The sequence below is a fragment of the Ciceribacter lividus genome (genome assembly GCF_003337715.1).
GTDB classification, from domain to species: Bacteria; Pseudomonadota; Alphaproteobacteria; order Rhizobiales; family Rhizobiaceae; genus Allorhizobium; species Allorhizobium lividum.
In genome coordinates this window covers 494,082-511,771 of sequence record NZ_QPIX01000001.1, presented here as the reverse complement: position 1 = coordinate 511,771, position 17,690 = coordinate 494,082, and the positions used below count along the sequence as shown (strand labels likewise).

Below are 17,690 nucleotides of genomic sequence, written 5' to 3'. Positions count from 1 at the left end.
TTCTTCCGCCACTTATGTTACGTTAAGCAGACAAAAAGACAAAGCGGCGCAGACCGCAACAGGGGACAGGCATGAGCGGATTGCTCTCCGCCATCGGCGCACTCTGGGCCTGGGTGCAGTATACGTTTGATCCGCTTTGCGGACCGGCAGGCCTCTTCACGCTCTTCGGATCTTCATTGGTGTCCTGCGGCCCCGAGGGCTGGGGAGACGAGATCGCCTTCGGCGTCAAGGTGACGGTGACGCTGTCGCTGGCGACGTTGCCCGTCGGGCTTCTGATGGGGTTCCTGATCGCGCTCTCCATGCAATCGCAGGACAAGGTCCTGAGACTGGCCGGCGGCATCTACACGACGATCTTCCGCGGCCTTCCGGAACTTCTGACGCTCTTCATCGTCTATTACGGCCTGCAAATGGCGATCCAGGCTTTTCTCAACGCCTTCGGCTATGACGGGCGCATCGAGATCAACGCCTTCGTCTCGGGCATGATCGCCCTGTCGGTCGTGTTTTCCTCCTACTGTTCGGAAGTGCTGCTTTCGGCCTTCCGCGCCATTCCGCAGGGACAGTACGAGGCCGGCGACGCGCTTGGCCTGCGTCGGGGGCGCACGATGCGGCTCGTCATCCTGCCGCAACTGATCCGGATCGCCCTTCCCGGCCTCGGAAACCTCTGGATGAACCTTCTGAAGGACACCGCACTCGTCTCGGTGATCGGCCTCACCGACATCCTGCGCCAGACGGGCGTCGCGGCAAAGGTCAGCAAGGAAGCCTTCTTCTTCTACGTGCTCGCCTGCGGCCTCTATCTCGGGCTCGCCGTTCTTTCGTCGGGTGGCCTCAGTCTGATCGACCGCTGGAGCCACCGTGCGGAGGCCCGCCGATGAGCTACACGACCGAACTCATCGCTCCCCGCCCCGCCCCCGTCGTGCCGCCCAAGCCGCCGACCGCGGGCCGGATGATCGGCTATGCGGGGCTTGCCCTCTGGACCCTCCTGGCGCTCTCGCTGATCTACATGATGGTCAGCAACTGGGACACCGACAAATTCGTCAAGTACGGGCCACGCTACCTTTCCGGCCTCTGGGTGACGGCAACCCTCGTCTTCGCCTCCATCCTCTTCGGCGCCCTCCTTTCGATGCCGATCGCCTTTGCCAGGATGTCGAAGAACCGGGTGCTGAACGCGATTTCCTACGCCTACGTCTACGTGTTCCGCGGGACGCCGCTGCTTGCCCAGATCTACCTCATCTATTACGGCCTCGGCAGTTTCCGTCCGCAGATCGAGGCGGTCGGGCTCTGGTGGTTCTTCCGCGAGGCCTGGTATTGCGCCCTCCTGTCGATGACCATGAACACCGCCGCCTACCAGGCCGAGATCCTGCGCGGCGCCATCCAGAGCGTTCCGAACGGCCAGATCGAGGGGGCCAAATCGCTCGGCCTTTCGCCGTTCGTCACCTTCTGGAAGGTCATCCTGCCGCAGGCCCTCATCGTGGCGCTTCGCCCTTACGGCAACGAGATCGTGCTGATGATCAAGGGCTCGGCGGTCGTCGCAGTCGTCACCGTGCTCGATCTCATGGGCCAGACCCGCTACACCTTCTCGCGCACCTTCGACTATCAGGCCTATCTCTGGGCCGCGGTCTTCTATCTCTCGATCGTCGAAACGATGCGGCACGTCTGGGCGGCCCTCGAAGCCCGCCTGACCCGCCACCTGAAGCGCTGACGACCCCGCATCCGCCCTGCACGAAACAGCGGGGCGGACGTGGCAGCACTCGTGTCGGAGCGCTGCTATCCAACTGAATGAAAATGATATTTTTCGTCATCTCTCCGGATATTAAGCTTCGCTTAAGCAAACCGGTGCTTCCATGATCATGTCTGGGAAAGACCCCATCGGGGTGCGACAGAAGCGGCAAACGCCATTCGTTCCGGCGGGAAAGCAATGGGAACAGCGTTGCGAGGCTGCGATGAACCACGACATGGAAATGATGCTGAAAGGCTACGGCCTGACCACCGCACAAATCCTCTACCGGATGCCCGATCACCCCGCCGTGCTGCAAACCTATGTCTGGCAGCACTATGATCTCGCGCCGGAATTTCCGGAGATGAAGAGCTTCCTGAAATTCTGGCAGGAAGAGCTCGACGGCCCGCTGCATTCCGTCTGCTACGTCCACCGCCGGCTGATCGGCGCGAACGAATGGCGCGCGCTGAAGGGCGAGTTCATCCTCCACTGACGGGAAGTCACACGCGGACCTCGCCGTGGGCGAAGTCGCCCTCGTCGGGTTCCCTGAGGAGGGTGACGTAGAGGATTCCGGTGCCAGGGGCCGACGATCGCCGGCACGACCCGGAAAGGCACGGCTCCGAGCGCCGCCATCCCGATGATGCTTCGTCCGCCAAAGCGCCTCCAGTCGGAGGCGTTCTCCGGTCACCATCCGCCCGACGGATGGGCCGCCCCTGTGGTTCCATGCGCCCGCATTGCCAAATCCGCGCGGAGTCTGTAGACCCGGGCCACGCGGCGCCAGGCGCCGGAGAACGAACGCCTTTCGAGGAGCTCCCCCATGGCAAAGATCGATGAAGAAGCATTGGCGGAGGCCTACAACCGCGCACTGGCGCTCGAAAAGGCCGGCGATATCGACGCCGCCGTCGAGGCCTACCGGCACGTTCTCGAACTCGATCCCGAAGACCATGGCGGAGCGGCTGTCCGCATCGCCGCCCTCGGCCGCGGCGAGACGCCGCCGAAGGCCCCCGATGCCTATGTCGAAACCCTTTTTGACCAGCATGCCGAGGCCTTCGAGGACATCCTCGTCGAACAGCTCGGCTATGCCGTGCCGATGATGGTGCGCCAGCGCCTGCAGGCGCTCGGCCTCGGTCCGTTCCGGCGCATGCTCGATCTCGGCTGCGGCACCGGGCTCACCGGCGGCGCGCTGCGCGACATGGTCGGCGACATCACCGGCATCGACATCTCGGAGAACATGGTCGAGCTCGCCCACGAGAAGGACCTCTACGAAACCCTCTACGTCGCCGAAGTCGAGGACTTCCTCGAGGACAACGACGAAGAAGCCTTCGACCTCATCACCGCGACGGATGTGCTTCCCTATCTCGGCGCACTCGAGCCGCTCTTCTTCGGGGCCGCCGAGAACATGGTACCGGGCGGCATCTTCGTCTTCTCCTCCGAGACGCTCTCTGCCGAGGACGGCCGAGCTTACATCGTCGGCCCGCACCAGCGGTTCCTGCACACCGAGGCCTACATCCGTGAACGCCTGGAACAGACCGGCTTCGAGATCGTCGAGATCGGTGAGATCAACGTGCGCATGCAGGACGGCGAGCCGAGCCCCGGCCATCTGGTCATCGCGCGCCTGAAGGGCTGAACGGTCGCCGACGATCGGTCCGCCTCTCCCGGAATCGCGATTGAGGAGCCGGCGTCTTTCCTCTAAAGCTTTCGCTGCAAACGAACTTTCGGGAGAGACGGCATGGCCAAGATTGCATTCATCGGACTGGGCGTCATGGGGTATCCCATGGCCGGACACCTGAAGGCGAAGGGGGGCCATGACGTCACCGTTTACAACCGGACAGCCGCCAAGGCCGAGAGCTGGGTGAAGCAGCACGGCGGCCGGTCGGCGGCCACGCCGGCGGACGCAGCGCGCGATGCCGATTTCGTCTTCACCTGCGTCGGCAACGACGACGACCTCCGTTCCGTGACGATCGGCCCGGACGGCGTTCTTGCCGGCATGAAGGCCGGCGCCGTGCTGATCGACAACACCACCGCCTCTGCCGAGGTCGCCCGCGAGCTCTACGAGGCTGCGAAGGCCAGAGGCTGCGACTTCATCGATGCCCCTGTCTCCGGCGGTCAGGCGGGTGCCGAGAACGGCGTGCTGACCGTGATGTGCGGCGGTGATGAAGCGGTCTTCGAGCGCACCCGGCCGGTCATCGACGCCTACGCGCGGATGGTCGGGCTCATGGGCCCCGCTGGTGCTGGGCAGCTCACCAAGATGGTCAACCAGATCTGCATCGCCGGCCTCGTCCAGGGCCTCGCCGAAGGGATTCACTTTGGCAAGAAAGCCGGCTTGGACATTGAAAAGGTTATCGAAGTCATCTCCAAGGGCGCGGCCGGCTCGTGGCAGATGGAAAACCGCTACAAAACGATGAACCAGGGCAAGTACGATTTCGGCTTCGCTGTCGACTGGATGCGCAAGGACCTCGACATCGTGCTCTCCGAAGCCCGCCGCAACGGAGCCGCCCTGCCCGTCACCGCGCTCGTCGACCAGTTCTACGGCGAGGTGCAGAAGCTCGGCGGCAAGCGCTGGGATACCTCCTCGCTTCTCGCGCGGCTGGAAAAATGACCCTCGGACCGGCCGCGACCACCGACGAGATCATCGCCTTCCTGCAAACGCTCAGGAATGATGAGAACATCGCCGGCATGGGCCGGTTCGGGATCGCGACCGACAATGCGCTCGGCATCTCCAATCCGGTGATGCAGAAGATCGCCCGGCAGGTGAAGAAGAACCCTGCCCGGTCGCTCGAACTCTGGGAGACCGGCATCCGTGAAGCACGGATGCTGGCACTCTATACGCTGAACCCGAAGACGCTGGAGGCCGCAACGGCGCGCCGTCTCGCCGGCGATTTCGTATCCTGGGAGATCGTCGACGCTGCCGCCGACCTCTTCGTAGCCGCCCGGCTCGAAGATCTCATTCCCGAATTTGCCGAGGATGCGCGCGAGTTCGTGCGCCGCACCGCCTTTTCGATGATCGCCTCGGCGGCGGTCCATCTGAAACGGGAGCCCGACGGCTTGATCCTCGGCTATCTGGCACTGGTCGAAGCGCATGCTACGGACGAGCGCAACTTCGTCCGCAAGGCGGTGAACTGGGCACTCCGCAACATCGGCAAGCGCAACCGGGCCTGCCACGGGCCGGCGCTGGCACTCGCGGAAAAGCTCGCCGCCAGCGAAGACAGGACCGCCCGCTGGATCGGCAAGGATGCCGTGCGCGAGCTTACGAGCGAAAAGGTGCTGGAACGCCTGAAGGACTGAGCCTCGAACGAGATCAGTCCTCCTGGGACTTCTGATTGTCGAGGATCATGTAGTCGAGCGGCAGCTCGGTCGTGTACTTGATCTGCTCCATGGCGAAGGCCGAGGAGACGTCGCGGATCTCGATGCGGGCGATCAGGCGCTTGTAGAAGGCGTCGTAGGCGGCGATGTCCGGAACGACGACGCGCAGGAGATAGTCGACGTCACCGCTCATGCGGTAGAATTCGACGACTTCCGGAAAATCCACCACCACTTCGGAGAAGCGCTTCAGCCATTCGATCGAATGGGTGTTGGTGCGGATCGACACGAAGACGGTGACCTTGGTGTTGACCTTGCCGGGATCGAGCAACGCTACCCGACGGCGAATGACGCCGTCCTCCTCCATCTTCTGGATACGGCGCCAGCAGGGGGTCGTGGAAAGCCCGACCTTCTTGGCGAGATCGGCCACGGCAAGCGTGGAGTCTTCCTGGAGTATGCGCAAAATCTTTCGGTCGAGACGGTCCATGCCCTGATCCTTCGGAAAATTATTTCCGGTATAGCGGAGATTTTCGGTTTTGAAAGCTCACAAAGGCGAAGAACACAAACGATCCACTTCCTCGCGCAGGACCGGAAGCAACTCCTGCTCGAACCACGGATTCTTCTTCAGCCAGCCCGTGTTTCGCCAGCTCGGATGTGGCAGCGGCAATACGGGCAGCACCGGCGATTCGACGTCGTTGCAGTACTCTCGCCAATGTCGCACCGTCTCGTCGAGCGTTCGCTTGCGCCGGCTGCCGAGATGCCAGGCCTGCGCATATCGGCCGACGGCGAGGACGAGCTCGATCTGCGGCATCGCGGCGATCACGCGGTCGCGCCAGGCAGGCGCGCATTCAGGCCGCGGCGGCAGGTCGTGACCCTGACTGTTGTAGCCGGGAAAGCAGAAACCCATCGGAACAATGGCGAAACGATCCGGGTCGTAGAAGGCCTCGCGATCCACCCCCATCCATTGCCGCAAGCGGTCGCCGGAGGCGTCGTTGAAGGGCAACCCCGTTTCGTGGACCCGAAGACCGGGCGCCTGACCGGCAATCAGGATGCGCGCCGTCCCGGAAAGGACGGCGACCGGGCGCGGCTCGTGCGGCAGGCGGTGCGCCATGCCGCCTCGCGGCCGGTCACGGCAGATACGGCAAAGCGCGATCTCCCCGCGCAACGTCTCCAGCCCGTCGTCCGCCATCGGCAGGCCGTCAGAGCGCCGCACTCGGACGAGAGGCGACCTCGCGGTACCAGCGCCACACATGGGTGAACTCGTCCGGGCAGGTGATACGCGCCGGCTTCATGAAGTCGAAGGCGATCATCGTCGTGATGTCGGCGATGGTATAGCGCTGTCCGGCGACATAGGGCCGGCCGGCAAGTTCGTCGTTCAGGAACCGCAGGAACTCGACAGCCTTCGGCTTGTTGACCTCGCCCCATTCCGGCACCTGCGGCACTTCCCACGACACCATCGCCGGATGGATGTGCCGGAAGGCCGCGGCGACGGCCGTCAAGTAGATGAGCTCGGCGCGGCGGTTCCACATCTCGACGATCGCCCGGTCCTTGGCATCGATCCCGAAGAGCGGCGGATCGGGTTGAAGCTCCTCGAAATAGCGGCAGATCGCGACGGATTCGCAAAGCACCGTACCGTCGTCGAGTTCGAGGATCGGAAGGCGCTGCAGAGGGTTCTTGGCGGTGAGTTCCGGCGCCTTGTGACCGAGGGTGTTCATGTCCACCGGCACGATCTCGACCTCGATGCCCTTTTCTTTCAAAAACACCGTCACCCGGCGCGGATTGGGCGCCCGTCCGCCATCGTAAAGCTTCATCGGTTTCCTCCGTGGTCGGTCAATTGATACCAAAGAGCCGCCGGAGAAAAGCGAAAAGAAGGTCGCCGAAGTCGGCCGACGCCATCTCACCGGCATCCAGGCTGTTCGCGCGTCTCCACACCTCCGGCCGGTCGAAGGAGCCGTTCCAGATGCCGGAGCCTGCGCGCCGGGCGGCCGCTTCCTCCGCCGAATAGTCGCCGTAGGAAACGGCAAACCCCTCCCTGACCATGAGCGCGTTGACGTCGGTCTCACCTGACCGGCAACGCGCCAGCCGCCGTCCGTAGCGGTCGTCGGCCCTCCCCGTGCAGACGAAACCCGGGCTCGCCAGAAACGTGGCCAGGCGGTGCTTCGCCTCGACACCGCAAGGCCAGGTCCGGCGGTCTGGTCGCCGGCATTTCTGCGAGAGCTCGGGCGCATCGATGCCTTCGAGCCTCGCCCGGCCCTTGCCATTGGCGAGCGTATCCCCGTCGATGGCGACGAGGTCGCCGGAGAAGTCCCGTTCCCCGTCCCGATCGAGTTTGGCGATGATCAGCAGCGCGAGCAGCAACATGGCGACGCCGACCACGCCGTCGCGAAAGACGCGCCGAAACCCGGTCACAATCCCGCCTTCTTCACAAACGAAGGCTTTTCGAGCATGGCAAACAAATCCTTTTCGAGAGCATCTTCTTAATCTTTTGCCTCTAGTCTCGCATGATCGCGCGACAGATGACATTTTGAAGCATGAGTAAAGGCGTCCCGACCACGGCCGACAAGAACATCGTCGACCTTTCCCGCAGCCACCGAAACAAGGCTGTGTCGAAAGCGGTTCGCACGATGCGCGAACGGCTACAATCGAGCCATTCCGGCTCCCCGGCCTTTGATCGCGAATTGCTCGGAATGCACGTCGACTCGGCCCTGCAGGGAGCGGCGGTCGTGCCGTTCATGGTCCTGCTCGCCGGCGGCCTCGGGGCCTATGTCAGCCTTGCGCCCTGGATCTATTCCTGGGCACTGCTGACCCTCACGGTCCACTCGCTCAACATCCTGCTCGCCCGCCACATCTCAAAACGCGATCGGGCGACGCTTGCGATCAAGGGATGGCGTCGCCTTCTGCTCCTCGGCCAGGCCGGCATGGGCATGTGTTGGGCGATTTTTGCCCTGCAGGGCTGCGACAGTTGTACGGGCGATACCTTCGTCCTTTTCAAGGGCGCGGTGCTGCTCATCGTCCTGTCCGTCACTGCGATGGCCAACATACTCCTGCGTGGCGCCGTGGTGTTCGGCTTCCTGCCGACCGTAGCAGCCCTCATCTACACCACCTCTGCGACGCGCGCGCCGCTCGAGGCGGGCCTCCTCGGCATGTTCACGATCGCGCTGGTGTTCTTCTTCTTCATCACGCTCCGCCTCTACCAGAACAACCTGAAGCTCCTCTCCTTCCAGAGCGAGAAAGACGATCTCATCGCGGAACTCGAAGTCGCGAAATCCCTTTCCGACGAGGCGCGCCGGCGGGCGGAAGAGGCGAACCTCGCAAAATCGCGCTTCCTCGCCTCGATGTCGCACGAACTGCGCACGCCGCTCAACGCCATCCTCGGCTTTTCCGAGGTCATGGCCACGGAAGTGCTCGGACCGCTCAACAACCCTCTCTACAAGGAATATTCCGACGATATCCACCGCTCGGGCCAGCATCTCCTCAACCTGATCAACGAGATCCTCGACCTGTCGCGCATCGAGGCCGGCAAGTTCGAACTGAACGAAGAGGCGGTGTCGCTGCTCGATCTCGCGGAGGACTGCATCGGCATGGTGCAGCTGCGCGCCAAGGGCAAGAGCATCACCATCGAAGAGCAGTTCGAGCAGGCCCTGCCCGACGTCTGGGCCGACGAGAAGGCGATCCGTCAAGTCATCCTGAACCTGCTGTCGAACGCGGTGAAGTTCACGCCGCAGGGCGGTGAAGTTCTGGTGAAGGCCGGCTGGACAGCGGGCGGCGGCCAGTACGTGTCGATCCGTGACAACGGCCCCGGCATTCCCGAAAACGAAATCCCGATCGTGCTTTCGGCCTTCGGACAGGGCTCGGTTGCAATCAAGAGCGCAGAACAGGGTACCGGTCTCGGCCTGCCGATCGTGCAGGCGATCCTTGCCAAGCACGGCGGCGAGTTCAAGCTGAAGTCGAAGCTGCGGGAAGGCACCGAGGTGATCGCCATCCTGCCGGCACGCCGCGTGCTGCAGAGCATCCCCGCCTTCTCCGAAACGCAGGCCGTCCAGCCGCGCAGGCGCCAGTTCGCCTGAACATGAGGGCCTGACAGCGATCGCGCAGTATCCCCGGAAGGCTTCGCGCATCTGTCATCGAAACGCGCTAGCGTCACGCTGTCTCGTTCATCACCCTTCCCGGAGCTACCATGAATACGTACCTGAGCGCGGTCGCGCTGAGCGCCACTCTCCTCGCATCCACCGCGTCCCTGTGCCACGCCCAGGGTGCCGTCACGGAATTGACCGTAATGAGCTTCAACATCTGGGGCGGTGGCGCCAACGAGGGAAAGGACGTCGCGGAAACTGCGGCGGTCATTCGCGCCGCCGGCGCCGATATCATCGGCATTCAGGAAACCAAGCCCGAGCCGGAGGTTTGCGAGGCGGATGACTGCAAGCCGGTCGGCGAGAGCGTCGCGGCAAAGCTCGCTGAAGCGCTCGGCTTCCACTACTACGACCAGGCGCAGGACAATCCGGCACTCTGGGCAAACGCCATCCTGAGCCGCTACCCTATCGGCAAGGCGACCGCCCACGACACCGGCGCGGCAATCAACGTCGACGGCCGCAAGGTCTATGTGTTCAACATCCACCCGACCGACTACCCCTACCAGCCCTACCAGCTTCTCAACATCGAGTATGGTCCGGCGCCGTTCCTGAAAACGGCAGAGGAAGCGGTCGCAGCCGCCAGAGCCGCCCGCGGCCCGGCGATCGACCTCCTGATGAGCGATCTCAAGGAGGCCGACAACGCGGACGCCGTATTCCTGTTCGGTGATTTCAACGAGCCGTCCTTCCGCGACTGGACCGACGCCTCCGTAACGGCCGGCCACCAGCCGATGGCCGTGCGATACCCGACCACGTTGCGCGTCGAGGAAGAAGGCGGCTTCACCGACCTCTACCGCGCAGCCTTCCCCGAGGAAGTCGCCAAGCCCGCCTATACATGGACCCCGACGAGTGAAACGACGGATCCGGAGGACCATCACGACCGGATCGACTTCACCTTCGGCAAGGCGAAAAACCTGACGGTGGTAAAGGCCGGCATCGTCGGCGAGAAGGCGCCCGAAGCGGACATCGTCGTCACGCCCTGGCCTTCGGATCACCGCGCCTCCGTCGCCACGGTCCGCTTCTGAGGAGCGACGACGCGCGAAAGCTCGCGGCGGGCGGTCAAAAGAAAATCACGGCCGCCGCGAAGATGCCGTTCACGAGGATCAGGCAGAAGACTGCGAAGGAGCCCAAGTCCTTGGCATTGCGTCCGACGGTCGAAATCTCCGGGGATACCCGGTCGACCAGTTCCTCGATCGCCGTGTTGAGGGCCTCGACGGCAAAGAGCAGCAGCATCAGGACCGCATAGGTCACGATCTCGCTGAAGCTCGCGCCGACCAGCCAGAACAGGACGAACCCGGCGGCGAACGCCAGGAGTTCATGGCGGAAGGCCGATTCCTCGTAGAGTCTCAGAAAGCCCTGCAGCGAATAGCGTGCGGCCGCAAAGAAATGCGCGACGCCCGTTTCCTTGCGGACAGAACTGGAGCGGTCCTCTGCCGAGGCCGCGCTTCGGTGCTCTTCCTCAGCCATCGGTCTGATTGCTCACGCCCGCGCTATCGAATGTCGCCATGCCGGAGTGGCAGGCGGCAGCAGCCTTGACGATCCCGGCGGCGAGAGCAGCACCCGAGCCTTCGCCGAGGCGCATGCCGAGCGCCAGAAGCGGCGTCTTGCCGAGCTTCTCGATGGCCTTCAGGTGGCCCGGCTCCCCGGAAACGTGGCCGATCAGGCAGTGGTCGAGTGCCGAAGGGTTGGCGGCCTTGAGGATCGCTGCGGCCGAGGTCGCGACGTAGCCGTCGATCAGGACCGGAATGCGCTGCACGCGGGCGGCCAGGATGGCGCCGGCCATGGCAGCAATCTCGCGTCCCCCGAGTCGCCTCAGAACCTCGAGCGGGTCGTCGAGATGGGCGCGATGGAACTCGACGGCCGTCTTCACGGCGTTGATCTTGCGCTCCAGCAGCTCGCCGTGCGAGCCGGTGCCGGGACCGACCCATTCCTCGGCCGTGCCGCCGTAGAGCGCGAGGTTGATCGCCGCGGCGATCGTCGTGTTGCCGATCCCCATCTCACCGATGCAGAGAAGATCGGTGCCGCCGGCGATCGCTTCCATGCCGAAAGCCATGGTCGCAGCACAGTCGCGCTCCGAAAGCGCGGCCTCGCAGGTGATGTCCCCGGTCGGGTATTCAAGCGCGAGGTCGAAGATCTTGAGGCCAAGGTCGTAGGTCGCGCAGATCTGGTTGATCGCAGCACCGCCGGCAGCGAAGTTCTCGACCATCTGCTGGGTGACGGACGGCGGGAACGGCGTGATGCCATGCTTGGTGACGCCGTGATTGCCGGCGAAGATCGCCACCAGCGGACGGTTGACCGCCGGCGGCCGACCGGTCCAGGCGGCAAGCCACATCGCGATTTCTTCGAGCCGGCCAAGCGCGCCCGGCGGCTTGGTCAACTGCTTGTCCCGATCACGCGCAGCGACGAGCGCGGCCGTTTCCGGCCCCGGGAGATCGCGCAGCAGCGCACGGAAATCGTCGAACGGCAGGCCGGTCACAGTCATGAAGGAGGCTTCCTTGTCTTTTTCCGCCAAATCGGCTTTGTGGGTTCCTCTAATACTGAGCGCCGGCCACCGCAACACCCGAAATTGCGGCCAATGCTGTCGCGAACAAAACGGAGCACGGACCGGCGATGGCTTTGCGCGCATTCCTGAACGACACGGCAAGGGCAGTCGGCTTCCTGAGCCGTATTCCCGTTCCGGCGTATGTCTTCGAGGGAGATGACGGCAGGCTCTCTCGAACGGTGCGCGCCTTTGCCGCTGCCGGGGTTGTGATCGCGCTGCCCGGTGCGGCGGTGCTCGCCGTCATGCTTGCGGCAGGCGCCGGCCCGCTACTCGCAGCGGTCTGCGCCGTCACGGCGCAGGTGCTGACGATCGGCGCCCTCCACGAGGATGCCCTCGGCGACGCGGCGGACGGTTTCGGTGGCGGTCGCGACCGCGAACACGCGCTTCAGATCATGAAGGACAGCCGCGTCGGCTCCTACGGCGCTGTGGCCCTCGTCCTCATTCTCGGCCTCAGGATCGCCGCGCTTTCCCAGCTCGCGATGGAGACTTCGTCGCTCCGCGCGGCCGCCTGTGTCATCGGCGTTGCCGCGCTCAGCCGGACGCTGATGGTCTGGCACTGGTCCGCGCTGCCCTCGGCCCGCACGCAAGGGGTGGCCGCCGGTGCGGGCATGCCGGAGAAGCCCGCCCTGCAGACGGCGCTCGTGAGCGGCGCGATCCTCGCGGTCCTCTTCGTTCTGCCCGCCACGTCGCTCTTCACGACGATCGTCACCCTGGCGACAGCGGCCTTCGCCGCCGCCGTCTTCACCTCCCTGACCAGGAAGAAGCTCCAGGGCCATACCGGCGATACGATCGGCGCGACGCAGCAGGTCTGCGAGGCCGCAGCGCTCATCGCCCTTGCAGTGAGTTCCTGACCGGACGATATAGAGGACGCACCACAAGGAACGCCGATGGAATCGCCCTGCATCCTCGTCTGCTCGATCGACATGAAGACCGGCTTCTGCTTCGGCTGCGGCCGGACCAGGGACGAGATTGCACTCTGGACCTCCTATACGGATGCCGAGCGCCGGGAGATCATGGCCACTTTGCCCGCGAGGCTCGAGACCGTCGAGCGCAAGCCGCGCCGAGAAACCCGCCGCAGCCGCATGGCGCGGGAGCGTGAGAACGGCTGATGCGGCTCCTCGTCGTCTTTCTCATTCTCGGCTTCGGCCTCGTCGTCCTCCTGTTTGCCAACGGCGGCGCCCGCAACTTCGGCATGGACGACGACAGCTTCGGCGAGATGATCCGGCTGCTGCCATTCGCCCTGCTGCTCTCGGCCGGCATACTCGCAAGCCGGCGAAGCCTCGGCGAAACGGTGCGCCAGATAGCGCTTTGGCTGCTGATCATCCTCGCACTGGTCACGGGCTATCTCTATCGCGGCGAGCTCCGCTCGGTCGGCGAACGGCTGCTTGCCGGGCTCGTCCCCGGCAGGGCCGTCGTCGTGACCGCGAGCGACGGCGGAAATGAAGTCGTGCTGCACAAATCGCTTGGCGGCCATTTCGTGACGAGCGTCGATGTCGACGGCGTATCCGTGCCGATGGTCGTCGACACGGGCGCGAGCTCGGTCGCCCTGAGCGACGAGGACGCCTTGCGGATCGGCATCGATCCGGCGAGCCTCAGCTTCACCCGGACGATCCTGACGGCCAACGGTCGCGCCATGGTCGCCCCGGCGCGGCTCCGGCAGGTGGCGATCGGTCCGATTCTTCGCACAGATGTCGAAGGACTGGTGGTCGAGGAAGGCAAGCTCGACCAGAGCCTGCTCGGCATGAGCTTCCTGTCCACCCTGCACTCGCTGCAGATGCAGTCGGACGAGCTGCGTCTCAGAGACTGAAGAAATCACTCCCCCGTCAGTTGCGAAGCTTGTAGCCCGTCCGAAAAATCCACGAGAGAAAGCCGAGGCAGAGCGAGAGGAAGACGCCGATCATCAGGACGCTGATCAGCGGGTCGACGTCCGATACCTCGAAGAAGCTCCAGCGGAAGCCGCTCACCAGGTAGAGAACCGGGTTGAAATGGCTGACGCTCTGCCAGAACGGCGGCAGGACATCGACCGAATAGAAGGTGCCGCCGAGAAAGGTGAGCGGCGGAACGACCAGCATCGGAACGAGGCTCAGCTGCTCGAAATTCTTGGCCCAGATGCCGATGATGAAGCCGGCGAGACTGAAGGTGACGGCGGTCATCAGCATGAAGAACAGCATGAGGACGGGGTGTGCGATCGACAGGTCGACGAAGAAGGCGGCCGTCGCCAAGATGATGAGCCCGATGATCATGCCCTTGGTGGTCGCCGCCCCGACATAGCCGATCAGGACTTCCGTCATCGCGACCGGGGACGAGAGAACCTCGTAGATCGTGCCGGTGAATTTCGGGAAATAGATGCCGCTCGACCCGTTCATGATGCACTGGGAGATCAGCGTCAGCATGATGAGACCGGGCGTGATGAAGCCGCCATAGGCGACGCCGCCGATCTCCTGCATGCGTGAGCCGACGGCAGCACCGAAGACGATGAAGTAGAGCGCCGTGGAGACCACCGGCGACACCACGCTCTGAAGCAGTGTCCGGCGGGTACGCGCCATCTCGTAGAAATAGATCGCCTTGATCGCCTCAACGTTCATGCCTTTTCTCCGATGAGCGAAACGAAGATGTCCTCGAGCGACGACTGCCGCGTCGAAAGGTCGGCAAACCGCACCCCTGCCGCCTCGATGGCGGAGAGGAGGCCGGTGATGCCCCCGTGATTGGTCTGCCGGTCGTAATCGTAGATGAGTTGCGTGCCGCCGGGGGAAAGCTCAAGCTGCCAGGCGGCGAGATGCGGCGGCACGGCATCGATCGGCTCGACGAGATCGATTGCGAGCTGTTTGCGTCCGAGCTTGCGCATCAGCGTGTCCTTGTCCTCGACCAGGAGCAACTCGCCGTGGTTGATGATGCCGATCCGGTCGGCGATCTCCTCAGCCTCCTCGATATAGTGCGTCGTCAGGATCACCGTCACGCCACCCTTGCGCAGCCGCGCGACGAGCTGCCACATGTCCTTGCGCAGGTTGACGTCGACGCCGGCCGTCGGCTCGTCGAGGAAGAGAAGGCGCGGCTGGTGCGCCAGCGCCTTTGCGATCAGCACGCGCCGCTTCATGCCGCCGGAAAGTTCACGCAGCGCGTTGTTGCGCTTGTCCCAGAGCGACAGCTCGCGGAGGATGCTCTCGATATAGGCAGGATCCGGCTTCTTGCCATGGAGCCCCCGCGAGAAGCTCACCGTATTGAAGACGGTCTCGAAGAGGTCCGTCGTCAGTTCCTGCGGAACGAGGCCGATGATCGACCGTGTCTTCCGGAACTCGCTGACGACGTCATGGCCGGCCACCAGCACCTGACCGCCGCTCGGATTGGCAATGCCGCAGGCGATCGAGATCAGCGTGGTTTTGCCAGCGCCGTTCGGGCCGAGAAGTGCGATGATCTCCCCTTCCGCGATGTCGAGGGAGACGCCCTTGAGGGCTTCGAAACCGTTGGCATAGGTCTTCTTGAGATCACGAATGGATAGGATCGGAGACATGGGGGAAGAAGCTCCTGGAGGGTCGTGAACCCTCTATATAGAGACCTCGATGCGGGATGCCAGCCCCACCCCCTCCGGTCGCGTCGCTCCGTTTCGCGCTCGCCGGCTTCAGGTCCCGACGGGCTTCAGCGTCAGTTCCTGCAGGATCGCGAGCTCGGAATAGACACGATTTCGGCCGTAGCGCTTGGCGAGGTAGAGGAACTGATCCGCGGCGTTGAGGTAGTTGCTGAAGTTCTCGTGCCCCTCGACCTGCGCCACGCCGATCGACGCGGTGACTCCGAGGTCGGCGTCGTCGAGGGCAACCCTCACCTCCGCGATCTGGTGGCGCAGCATCTCGCAGAAATCGCTCGCCTGCTGTATGTCCAGGCCCGTCAGCAGGATGCCGAACTCCTCGCCGCCGAGCCGGGCGAGCATGTGATCCGTATCGTCGAGCGTCTCCCGCAGCCGGGTCGCCACCGCCTTCAGCACCCGGTCGCCGATCTCGTGACCGTAGGTGTCGTTCAGCCGCTTGAAATGGTCGATATCGAGCATCGCCATGCTGCAGGCCTCGCCGCGATCGAGGCAGGAGGCGACGATCGCAGGTCCCTCGTCGAAGAAATGGCGACGATTGCGCAGGCCCGTGAGGTAGTCACTGAAGGCTGCCAGCCGCAATTGCCGGATCTGCGACAGCGTCTCGACATTGTGCCCGATCCTGCACTGCAACTCCTCGACGACGAAAGGCCGGTAGACGAAATCGTTGGCGCCGGCCTTCAGGAAGCTTGCCGAGAGCAGGCGGTCGGACGAAGAGGAAATGCCGATGATCCGCACCCGGTCGGAGGTATGCACACGCCGGATGCGGCGCGTCAGTTCGTAACCGTCCATATCGGGCATGTTGTAGTCGGTAACGACGAGTTCGATGCCGGGATGCTGCTCGAGCATCGTCATCGCCTCCGTTCCCGTCGAGGCCTCGAAAACCTGGAACTGCTGCAGCCTGAGGAGATCGGCGAGCATCTTGCGGGCGGACGGAACGTCGTCGACGACGAGAACGCGCACGCTGCGGTTGGCGAGAATGCGGTCGACAGCGGCGATCACCATGTCGATCGCCCGTTCGTTGTTCTTGATGACGTAATCGGCGACGCCGCGCGCAACCACCCGCTCGCGCATGTGGCGATTGAAGTCGGCCGTGAAGACGACCGCCGGGATATCGTGTTGAACCACCTGATCGAGGATCTGGCCGTCGGGCGAGTCGGGCAGGTTCAGATCCACCACCGCGACGTCGTATTGCCGGGCCCTCCCGGCGACGGCGTGCCGGAAGTCCTCGGTCGTCGCGCAGTGGGTGACCCTGAGGCCATGTTCCTTTTCGAACCGGTGCGACAGGATCGAGGAAAGCGTTCGCGAGTCCTCTATGACCAGAACATGCCCCTTCTTTCGCGAGGGAGGTCTGGTATCCGCAGTCATTTCGGTTGGCAAAGACATTGCTCTTACTTCCATAAGCCGAATGAGTGGCACTACGTCGATAGATGCAGGTATCGGTCGGGCGCTCGCGCACCCGACCCCATTCTCGTCATTTGCGTGCGGCCAGCGCTCAGGGGAGTCTTTGCTGTGCCGCCTTTATCTGGGTCAGAGTGTCGAGATTCTGGTTCACCCGGCAGTAGAACTCCTCGTCGATGAACGGCCGCAACATGAAGTCGTTGCCGCCCACCTTGAGGAAACGTGCCGACAGCAGGCGATCATTCGAGGAGGACACCCCGATGATCCGCAGTTCGTGAGACCCCCTCGCCCCCCTTATACGTCTCGTCAGTTCGAAGCCGTCTACATCCGGCATGTTGTAATCAGTGATGACCAGCCCGATATCCTGATTTGCCTTAAGTATTTCCAGCGCCTTCGCCCCGCTTTCCGCCAGACTGACGCGAAAGTTGTAGCGTTTCAACCGGCTAGACAACAAAGCCCGCGCTGTCGGACTGTCATCCACAACAAGAACGTGGTGACGATGATTCGTGAGGAAGCGACAGACCGATTCCGCGAGCATTTCGACCGCGAAAATATTGTCCTTCAAAATATAGTCGACGATGTCCTTGGCGAGCAGTTTTTCCCGCAACTGCTCCTGGAAGGTGCCGGTGAAGATGATCGTCGGAATGTTGAGATCGATCAGGTATTCCAGCGCCTCGCCCTTCTCGGCTCCCGGCAGATTGATGTTGGAAATCGCCAGGGTCACCGGCTCATCCGAAAGCTCGTTCGCGGCCTGCAAGTCCTCGAAAGAGCGACAGATTTCCACATCAATGTTGAAGAGCTCCTTGAGCCTGGTGCGGATCATCGAGGTGAAAACGTTCGAATCTTCCGCGACGATGATACGCGCATCCGGAAAGGATTCTCCGGTATACTGCATGCCCGAAATACCAAGGAAAGTCATGGAGCGCCTTTGCTGCTTTTTATCGACGCCGGACGTTAGACCGAATGGTTTGCGGAACTATTAATCGGAGATCCTTCAGACAACACTTGCCGACAAGCCGAGGAGCGGCA

At 63.4% G+C, this 17,690-nt stretch carries 21 protein-coding genes; 11 read left to right on the top strand and 10 right to left on the bottom strand.

Annotated elements, in window-relative coordinates; translation table 11 throughout:
- The first annotated feature begins 71 nt into the window (after positions 1-71).
- From DFR48_RS02495 to DFR48_RS02470, 6 genes are all read left to right on the top strand, one after another.
- On the top strand, positions 72-872 hold the full coding sequence (locus DFR48_RS02495) for an ABC transporter permease (RefSeq protein WP_114361548.1): 801 nt from the start codon (positions 72-74) through the stop codon (positions 870-872).
- Positions 869-1,699, top strand: coding sequence for an ABC transporter permease (locus DFR48_RS02490; RefSeq protein WP_114361547.1), 831 nt, complete (start codon positions 869-871; stop codon positions 1,697-1,699). The genes DFR48_RS02495 and DFR48_RS02490 overlap by 4 nt, the downstream gene beginning before the upstream one ends.
- 241 nt (positions 1,700-1,940) lie before the next feature.
- Positions 1,941-2,207 (top strand): usg protein, encoded by a 267-nt coding sequence (locus tag DFR48_RS02485; protein ID WP_114361546.1) that lies wholly within the window; start codon positions 1,941-1,943, stop codon positions 2,205-2,207.
- A 324-nt stretch (positions 2,208-2,531) separates the two neighbouring features.
- Entirely contained in the window at positions 2,532-3,341 is an 810-nt protein-coding gene (locus DFR48_RS02480; protein WP_114361545.1) for a methyltransferase domain-containing protein, read from the top strand.
- A gap of 102 nt (positions 3,342-3,443) precedes the next feature.
- Positions 3,444-4,313 carry an NAD(P)-dependent oxidoreductase gene (locus DFR48_RS02475; RefSeq protein ID WP_114361544.1) on the top strand — a complete coding sequence of 290 codons (870 nt, stop codon included), beginning with the start codon at positions 3,444-3,446 and terminating at the stop codon, positions 4,311-4,313.
- Complete coding sequence (locus DFR48_RS02470; protein ID WP_114361543.1) at positions 4,310-4,999, top strand: DNA alkylation repair protein; 690 nt, start codon at positions 4,310-4,312, stop codon at positions 4,997-4,999. Before DFR48_RS02475 ends, DFR48_RS02470 begins: the two co-directional genes overlap by 4 nt.
- Before the next feature lie 13 nt (positions 5,000-5,012).
- Here DFR48_RS02470 and DFR48_RS02465 read toward each other — a convergent pair whose 3' ends face one another.
- From DFR48_RS02465 to DFR48_RS02450, 4 genes are read right to left on the bottom strand one after another with little or no spacing between them, the layout of a single operon-like run.
- Positions 5,013-5,501, bottom strand: a complete 489-nt coding sequence (locus tag DFR48_RS02465; protein WP_112685178.1) for an Lrp/AsnC family transcriptional regulator — start codon at positions 5,499-5,501, stop codon at positions 5,013-5,015.
- Positions 5,502-5,558: 57 nt separating this feature from the next.
- Entirely contained in the window at positions 5,559-6,203 is a 645-nt protein-coding gene (locus DFR48_RS02460; protein ID WP_114361827.1) for a uracil-DNA glycosylase family protein, read from the bottom strand.
- A gap of 10 nt (positions 6,204-6,213) precedes the next feature.
- The gene (locus DFR48_RS02455) at positions 6,214-6,825 is read right to left on the bottom strand and encodes a glutathione S-transferase (protein WP_114361542.1); all 612 of its coding nucleotides are present in this window, start codon (positions 6,823-6,825) and stop codon (positions 6,214-6,216) included.
- 19 nt (positions 6,826-6,844) lie between these two features.
- The gene (locus tag DFR48_RS02450; RefSeq protein ID WP_245415491.1) at positions 6,845-7,423 is read right to left on the bottom strand and encodes a thermonuclease family protein; all 579 of its coding nucleotides are present in this window, start codon (positions 7,421-7,423) and stop codon (positions 6,845-6,847) included.
- A 122-nt stretch (positions 7,424-7,545) separates the two neighbouring features.
- Between DFR48_RS02450 and DFR48_RS02445 the strand changes: the two genes are divergently transcribed.
- Positions 7,546-9,081 (top strand): sensor histidine kinase, encoded by a 1,536-nt coding sequence (locus DFR48_RS02445; RefSeq protein WP_114361541.1) that lies wholly within the window; start codon positions 7,546-7,548, stop codon positions 9,079-9,081.
- A 110-nt stretch (positions 9,082-9,191) separates the two neighbouring features.
- Positions 9,192-10,166, top strand: coding sequence for an endonuclease/exonuclease/phosphatase family protein (locus DFR48_RS02440; RefSeq protein ID WP_114361540.1), 975 nt, complete (start codon positions 9,192-9,194; stop codon positions 10,164-10,166).
- Positions 10,167-10,200: 34 nt separating this feature from the next.
- On the opposite strand, the gene DFR48_RS02435 is transcribed toward DFR48_RS02440, so the two are convergent.
- Positions 10,201-10,608 carry a diacylglycerol kinase gene (locus tag DFR48_RS02435; protein WP_114361539.1) on the bottom strand — a complete coding sequence of 136 codons (408 nt, stop codon included), beginning with the start codon at positions 10,606-10,608 and terminating at the stop codon, positions 10,201-10,203.
- The gene (cobT, locus tag DFR48_RS02430) at positions 10,601-11,623 is read right to left on the bottom strand and encodes a nicotinate-nucleotide--dimethylbenzimidazole phosphoribosyltransferase (protein WP_114361825.1); all 1,023 of its coding nucleotides are present in this window, start codon (positions 11,621-11,623) and stop codon (positions 10,601-10,603) included. The genes DFR48_RS02435 and cobT overlap by 8 nt, the downstream gene beginning before the upstream one ends.
- A gap of 128 nt (positions 11,624-11,751) precedes the next feature.
- Between cobT and DFR48_RS02425 the strand changes: the two genes are divergently transcribed.
- The 3 genes from DFR48_RS02425 to DFR48_RS02415 are packed head-to-tail and all read left to right on the top strand — an operon-like array spanning position 11,752 to position 13,490.
- A complete protein-coding gene (locus DFR48_RS02425; protein ID WP_114361538.1) occupies positions 11,752-12,534 on the top strand; it encodes an adenosylcobinamide-GDP ribazoletransferase in 783 nt (260 codons plus the stop codon).
- Between the two features lie 36 nt (positions 12,535-12,570).
- Positions 12,571-12,792 carry a DUF1289 domain-containing protein gene (locus DFR48_RS02420; protein WP_114361537.1) on the top strand — a complete coding sequence of 74 codons (222 nt, stop codon included), beginning with the start codon at positions 12,571-12,573 and terminating at the stop codon, positions 12,790-12,792.
- A complete protein-coding gene (locus DFR48_RS02415; RefSeq protein ID WP_114361536.1) occupies positions 12,789-13,490 on the top strand; it encodes a TIGR02281 family clan AA aspartic protease in 702 nt (233 codons plus the stop codon). Before DFR48_RS02420 ends, DFR48_RS02415 begins: the two co-directional genes overlap by 4 nt.
- A 16-nt stretch (positions 13,491-13,506) precedes the next feature.
- Here DFR48_RS02415 and DFR48_RS02410 read toward each other — a convergent pair whose 3' ends face one another.
- The 4 genes from DFR48_RS02410 to DFR48_RS02395 form a co-directional block, all read right to left on the bottom strand.
- Positions 13,507-14,268, bottom strand: a complete 762-nt coding sequence (locus DFR48_RS02410; protein WP_114361535.1) for an ABC transporter permease — start codon at positions 14,266-14,268, stop codon at positions 13,507-13,509.
- Positions 14,265-15,191 (bottom strand): ABC transporter ATP-binding protein, encoded by a 927-nt coding sequence (locus DFR48_RS02405; protein WP_114361534.1) that lies wholly within the window; start codon positions 15,189-15,191, stop codon positions 14,265-14,267. The genes DFR48_RS02410 and DFR48_RS02405 overlap by 4 nt, the downstream gene beginning before the upstream one ends.
- A gap of 108 nt (positions 15,192-15,299) precedes the next feature.
- The gene (locus DFR48_RS02400) at positions 15,300-16,646 is read right to left on the bottom strand and encodes a diguanylate cyclase (RefSeq protein ID WP_114361533.1); all 1,347 of its coding nucleotides are present in this window, start codon (positions 16,644-16,646) and stop codon (positions 15,300-15,302) included.
- Between the two features lie 109 nt (positions 16,647-16,755).
- Complete coding sequence (locus DFR48_RS02395; protein WP_114361532.1) at positions 16,756-17,580, bottom strand: response regulator; 825 nt, start codon at positions 17,578-17,580, stop codon at positions 16,756-16,758.
- Positions 17,581-17,690: the final 110 nt, after the last annotated feature.

What these genes read in the sequence shown, in the direction of transcription:
- DFR48_RS02495 (WP_114361548.1), top strand. Translation starts at nt 72, where the DNA reads ATGAGCGGATTGCTCTCCGCCATCGGCGCACTCTGGGCCTGGGTGCAG.
- DFR48_RS02480 (WP_114361545.1), top strand. Translation starts at nt 2,532, where the DNA reads ATGGCAAAGATCGATGAAGAAGCATTGGCGGAGGCCTACAACCGCGCA.
- DFR48_RS02425 (WP_114361538.1), top strand. Translation starts at nt 11,752, where the DNA reads ATGGCTTTGCGCGCATTCCTGAACGACACGGCAAGGGCAGTCGGCTTC.
- DFR48_RS02435 (WP_114361539.1), bottom strand. Translation starts at nt 10,608, where the DNA reads ATGGCTGAGGAAGAGCACCGAAGCGCGGCCTCGGCAGAGGACCGCTCC.
- DFR48_RS02490 (WP_114361547.1), top strand. Translation starts at nt 869, where the DNA reads ATGAGCTACACGACCGAACTCATCGCTCCCCGCCCCGCCCCCGTCGTG.
- DFR48_RS02395 (WP_114361532.1), bottom strand. Translation starts at nt 17,580, where the DNA reads ATGACTTTCCTTGGTATTTCGGGCATGCAGTATACCGGAGAATCCTTT.
- DFR48_RS02440 (WP_114361540.1), top strand. Translation starts at nt 9,192, where the DNA reads ATGAATACGTACCTGAGCGCGGTCGCGCTGAGCGCCACTCTCCTCGCA.
- DFR48_RS02410 (WP_114361535.1), bottom strand. Translation starts at nt 14,268, where the DNA reads ATGAACGTTGAGGCGATCAAGGCGATCTATTTCTACGAGATGGCGCGT.
- DFR48_RS02465 (WP_112685178.1), bottom strand. Translation starts at nt 5,501, where the DNA reads ATGGACCGTCTCGACCGAAAGATTTTGCGCATACTCCAGGAAGACTCC.
- DFR48_RS02455 (WP_114361542.1), bottom strand. Translation starts at nt 6,825, where the DNA reads ATGAAGCTTTACGATGGCGGACGGGCGCCCAATCCGCGCCGGGTGACG.
- DFR48_RS02405 (WP_114361534.1), bottom strand. Translation starts at nt 15,191, where the DNA reads ATGTCTCCGATCCTATCCATTCGTGATCTCAAGAAGACCTATGCCAAC.
- DFR48_RS02485 (WP_114361546.1), top strand. Translation starts at nt 1,941, where the DNA reads ATGAACCACGACATGGAAATGATGCTGAAAGGCTACGGCCTGACCACC.
- DFR48_RS02400 (WP_114361533.1), bottom strand. Translation starts at nt 16,646, where the DNA reads ATGTCTTTGCCAACCGAAATGACTGCGGATACCAGACCTCCCTCGCGA.
- DFR48_RS02445 (WP_114361541.1), top strand. Translation starts at nt 7,546, where the DNA reads ATGAGTAAAGGCGTCCCGACCACGGCCGACAAGAACATCGTCGACCTT.
- DFR48_RS02420 (WP_114361537.1), top strand. Translation starts at nt 12,571, where the DNA reads ATGGAATCGCCCTGCATCCTCGTCTGCTCGATCGACATGAAGACCGGC.
- cobT (WP_114361825.1), bottom strand. Translation starts at nt 11,623, where the DNA reads ATGACTGTGACCGGCCTGCCGTTCGACGATTTCCGTGCGCTGCTGCGC.
- DFR48_RS02475 (WP_114361544.1), top strand. Translation starts at nt 3,444, where the DNA reads ATGGCCAAGATTGCATTCATCGGACTGGGCGTCATGGGGTATCCCATG.
- DFR48_RS02470 (WP_114361543.1), top strand. Translation starts at nt 4,310, where the DNA reads ATGACCCTCGGACCGGCCGCGACCACCGACGAGATCATCGCCTTCCTG.
- DFR48_RS02460 (WP_114361827.1), bottom strand. Translation starts at nt 6,203, where the DNA reads ATGGCGGACGACGGGCTGGAGACGTTGCGCGGGGAGATCGCGCTTTGC.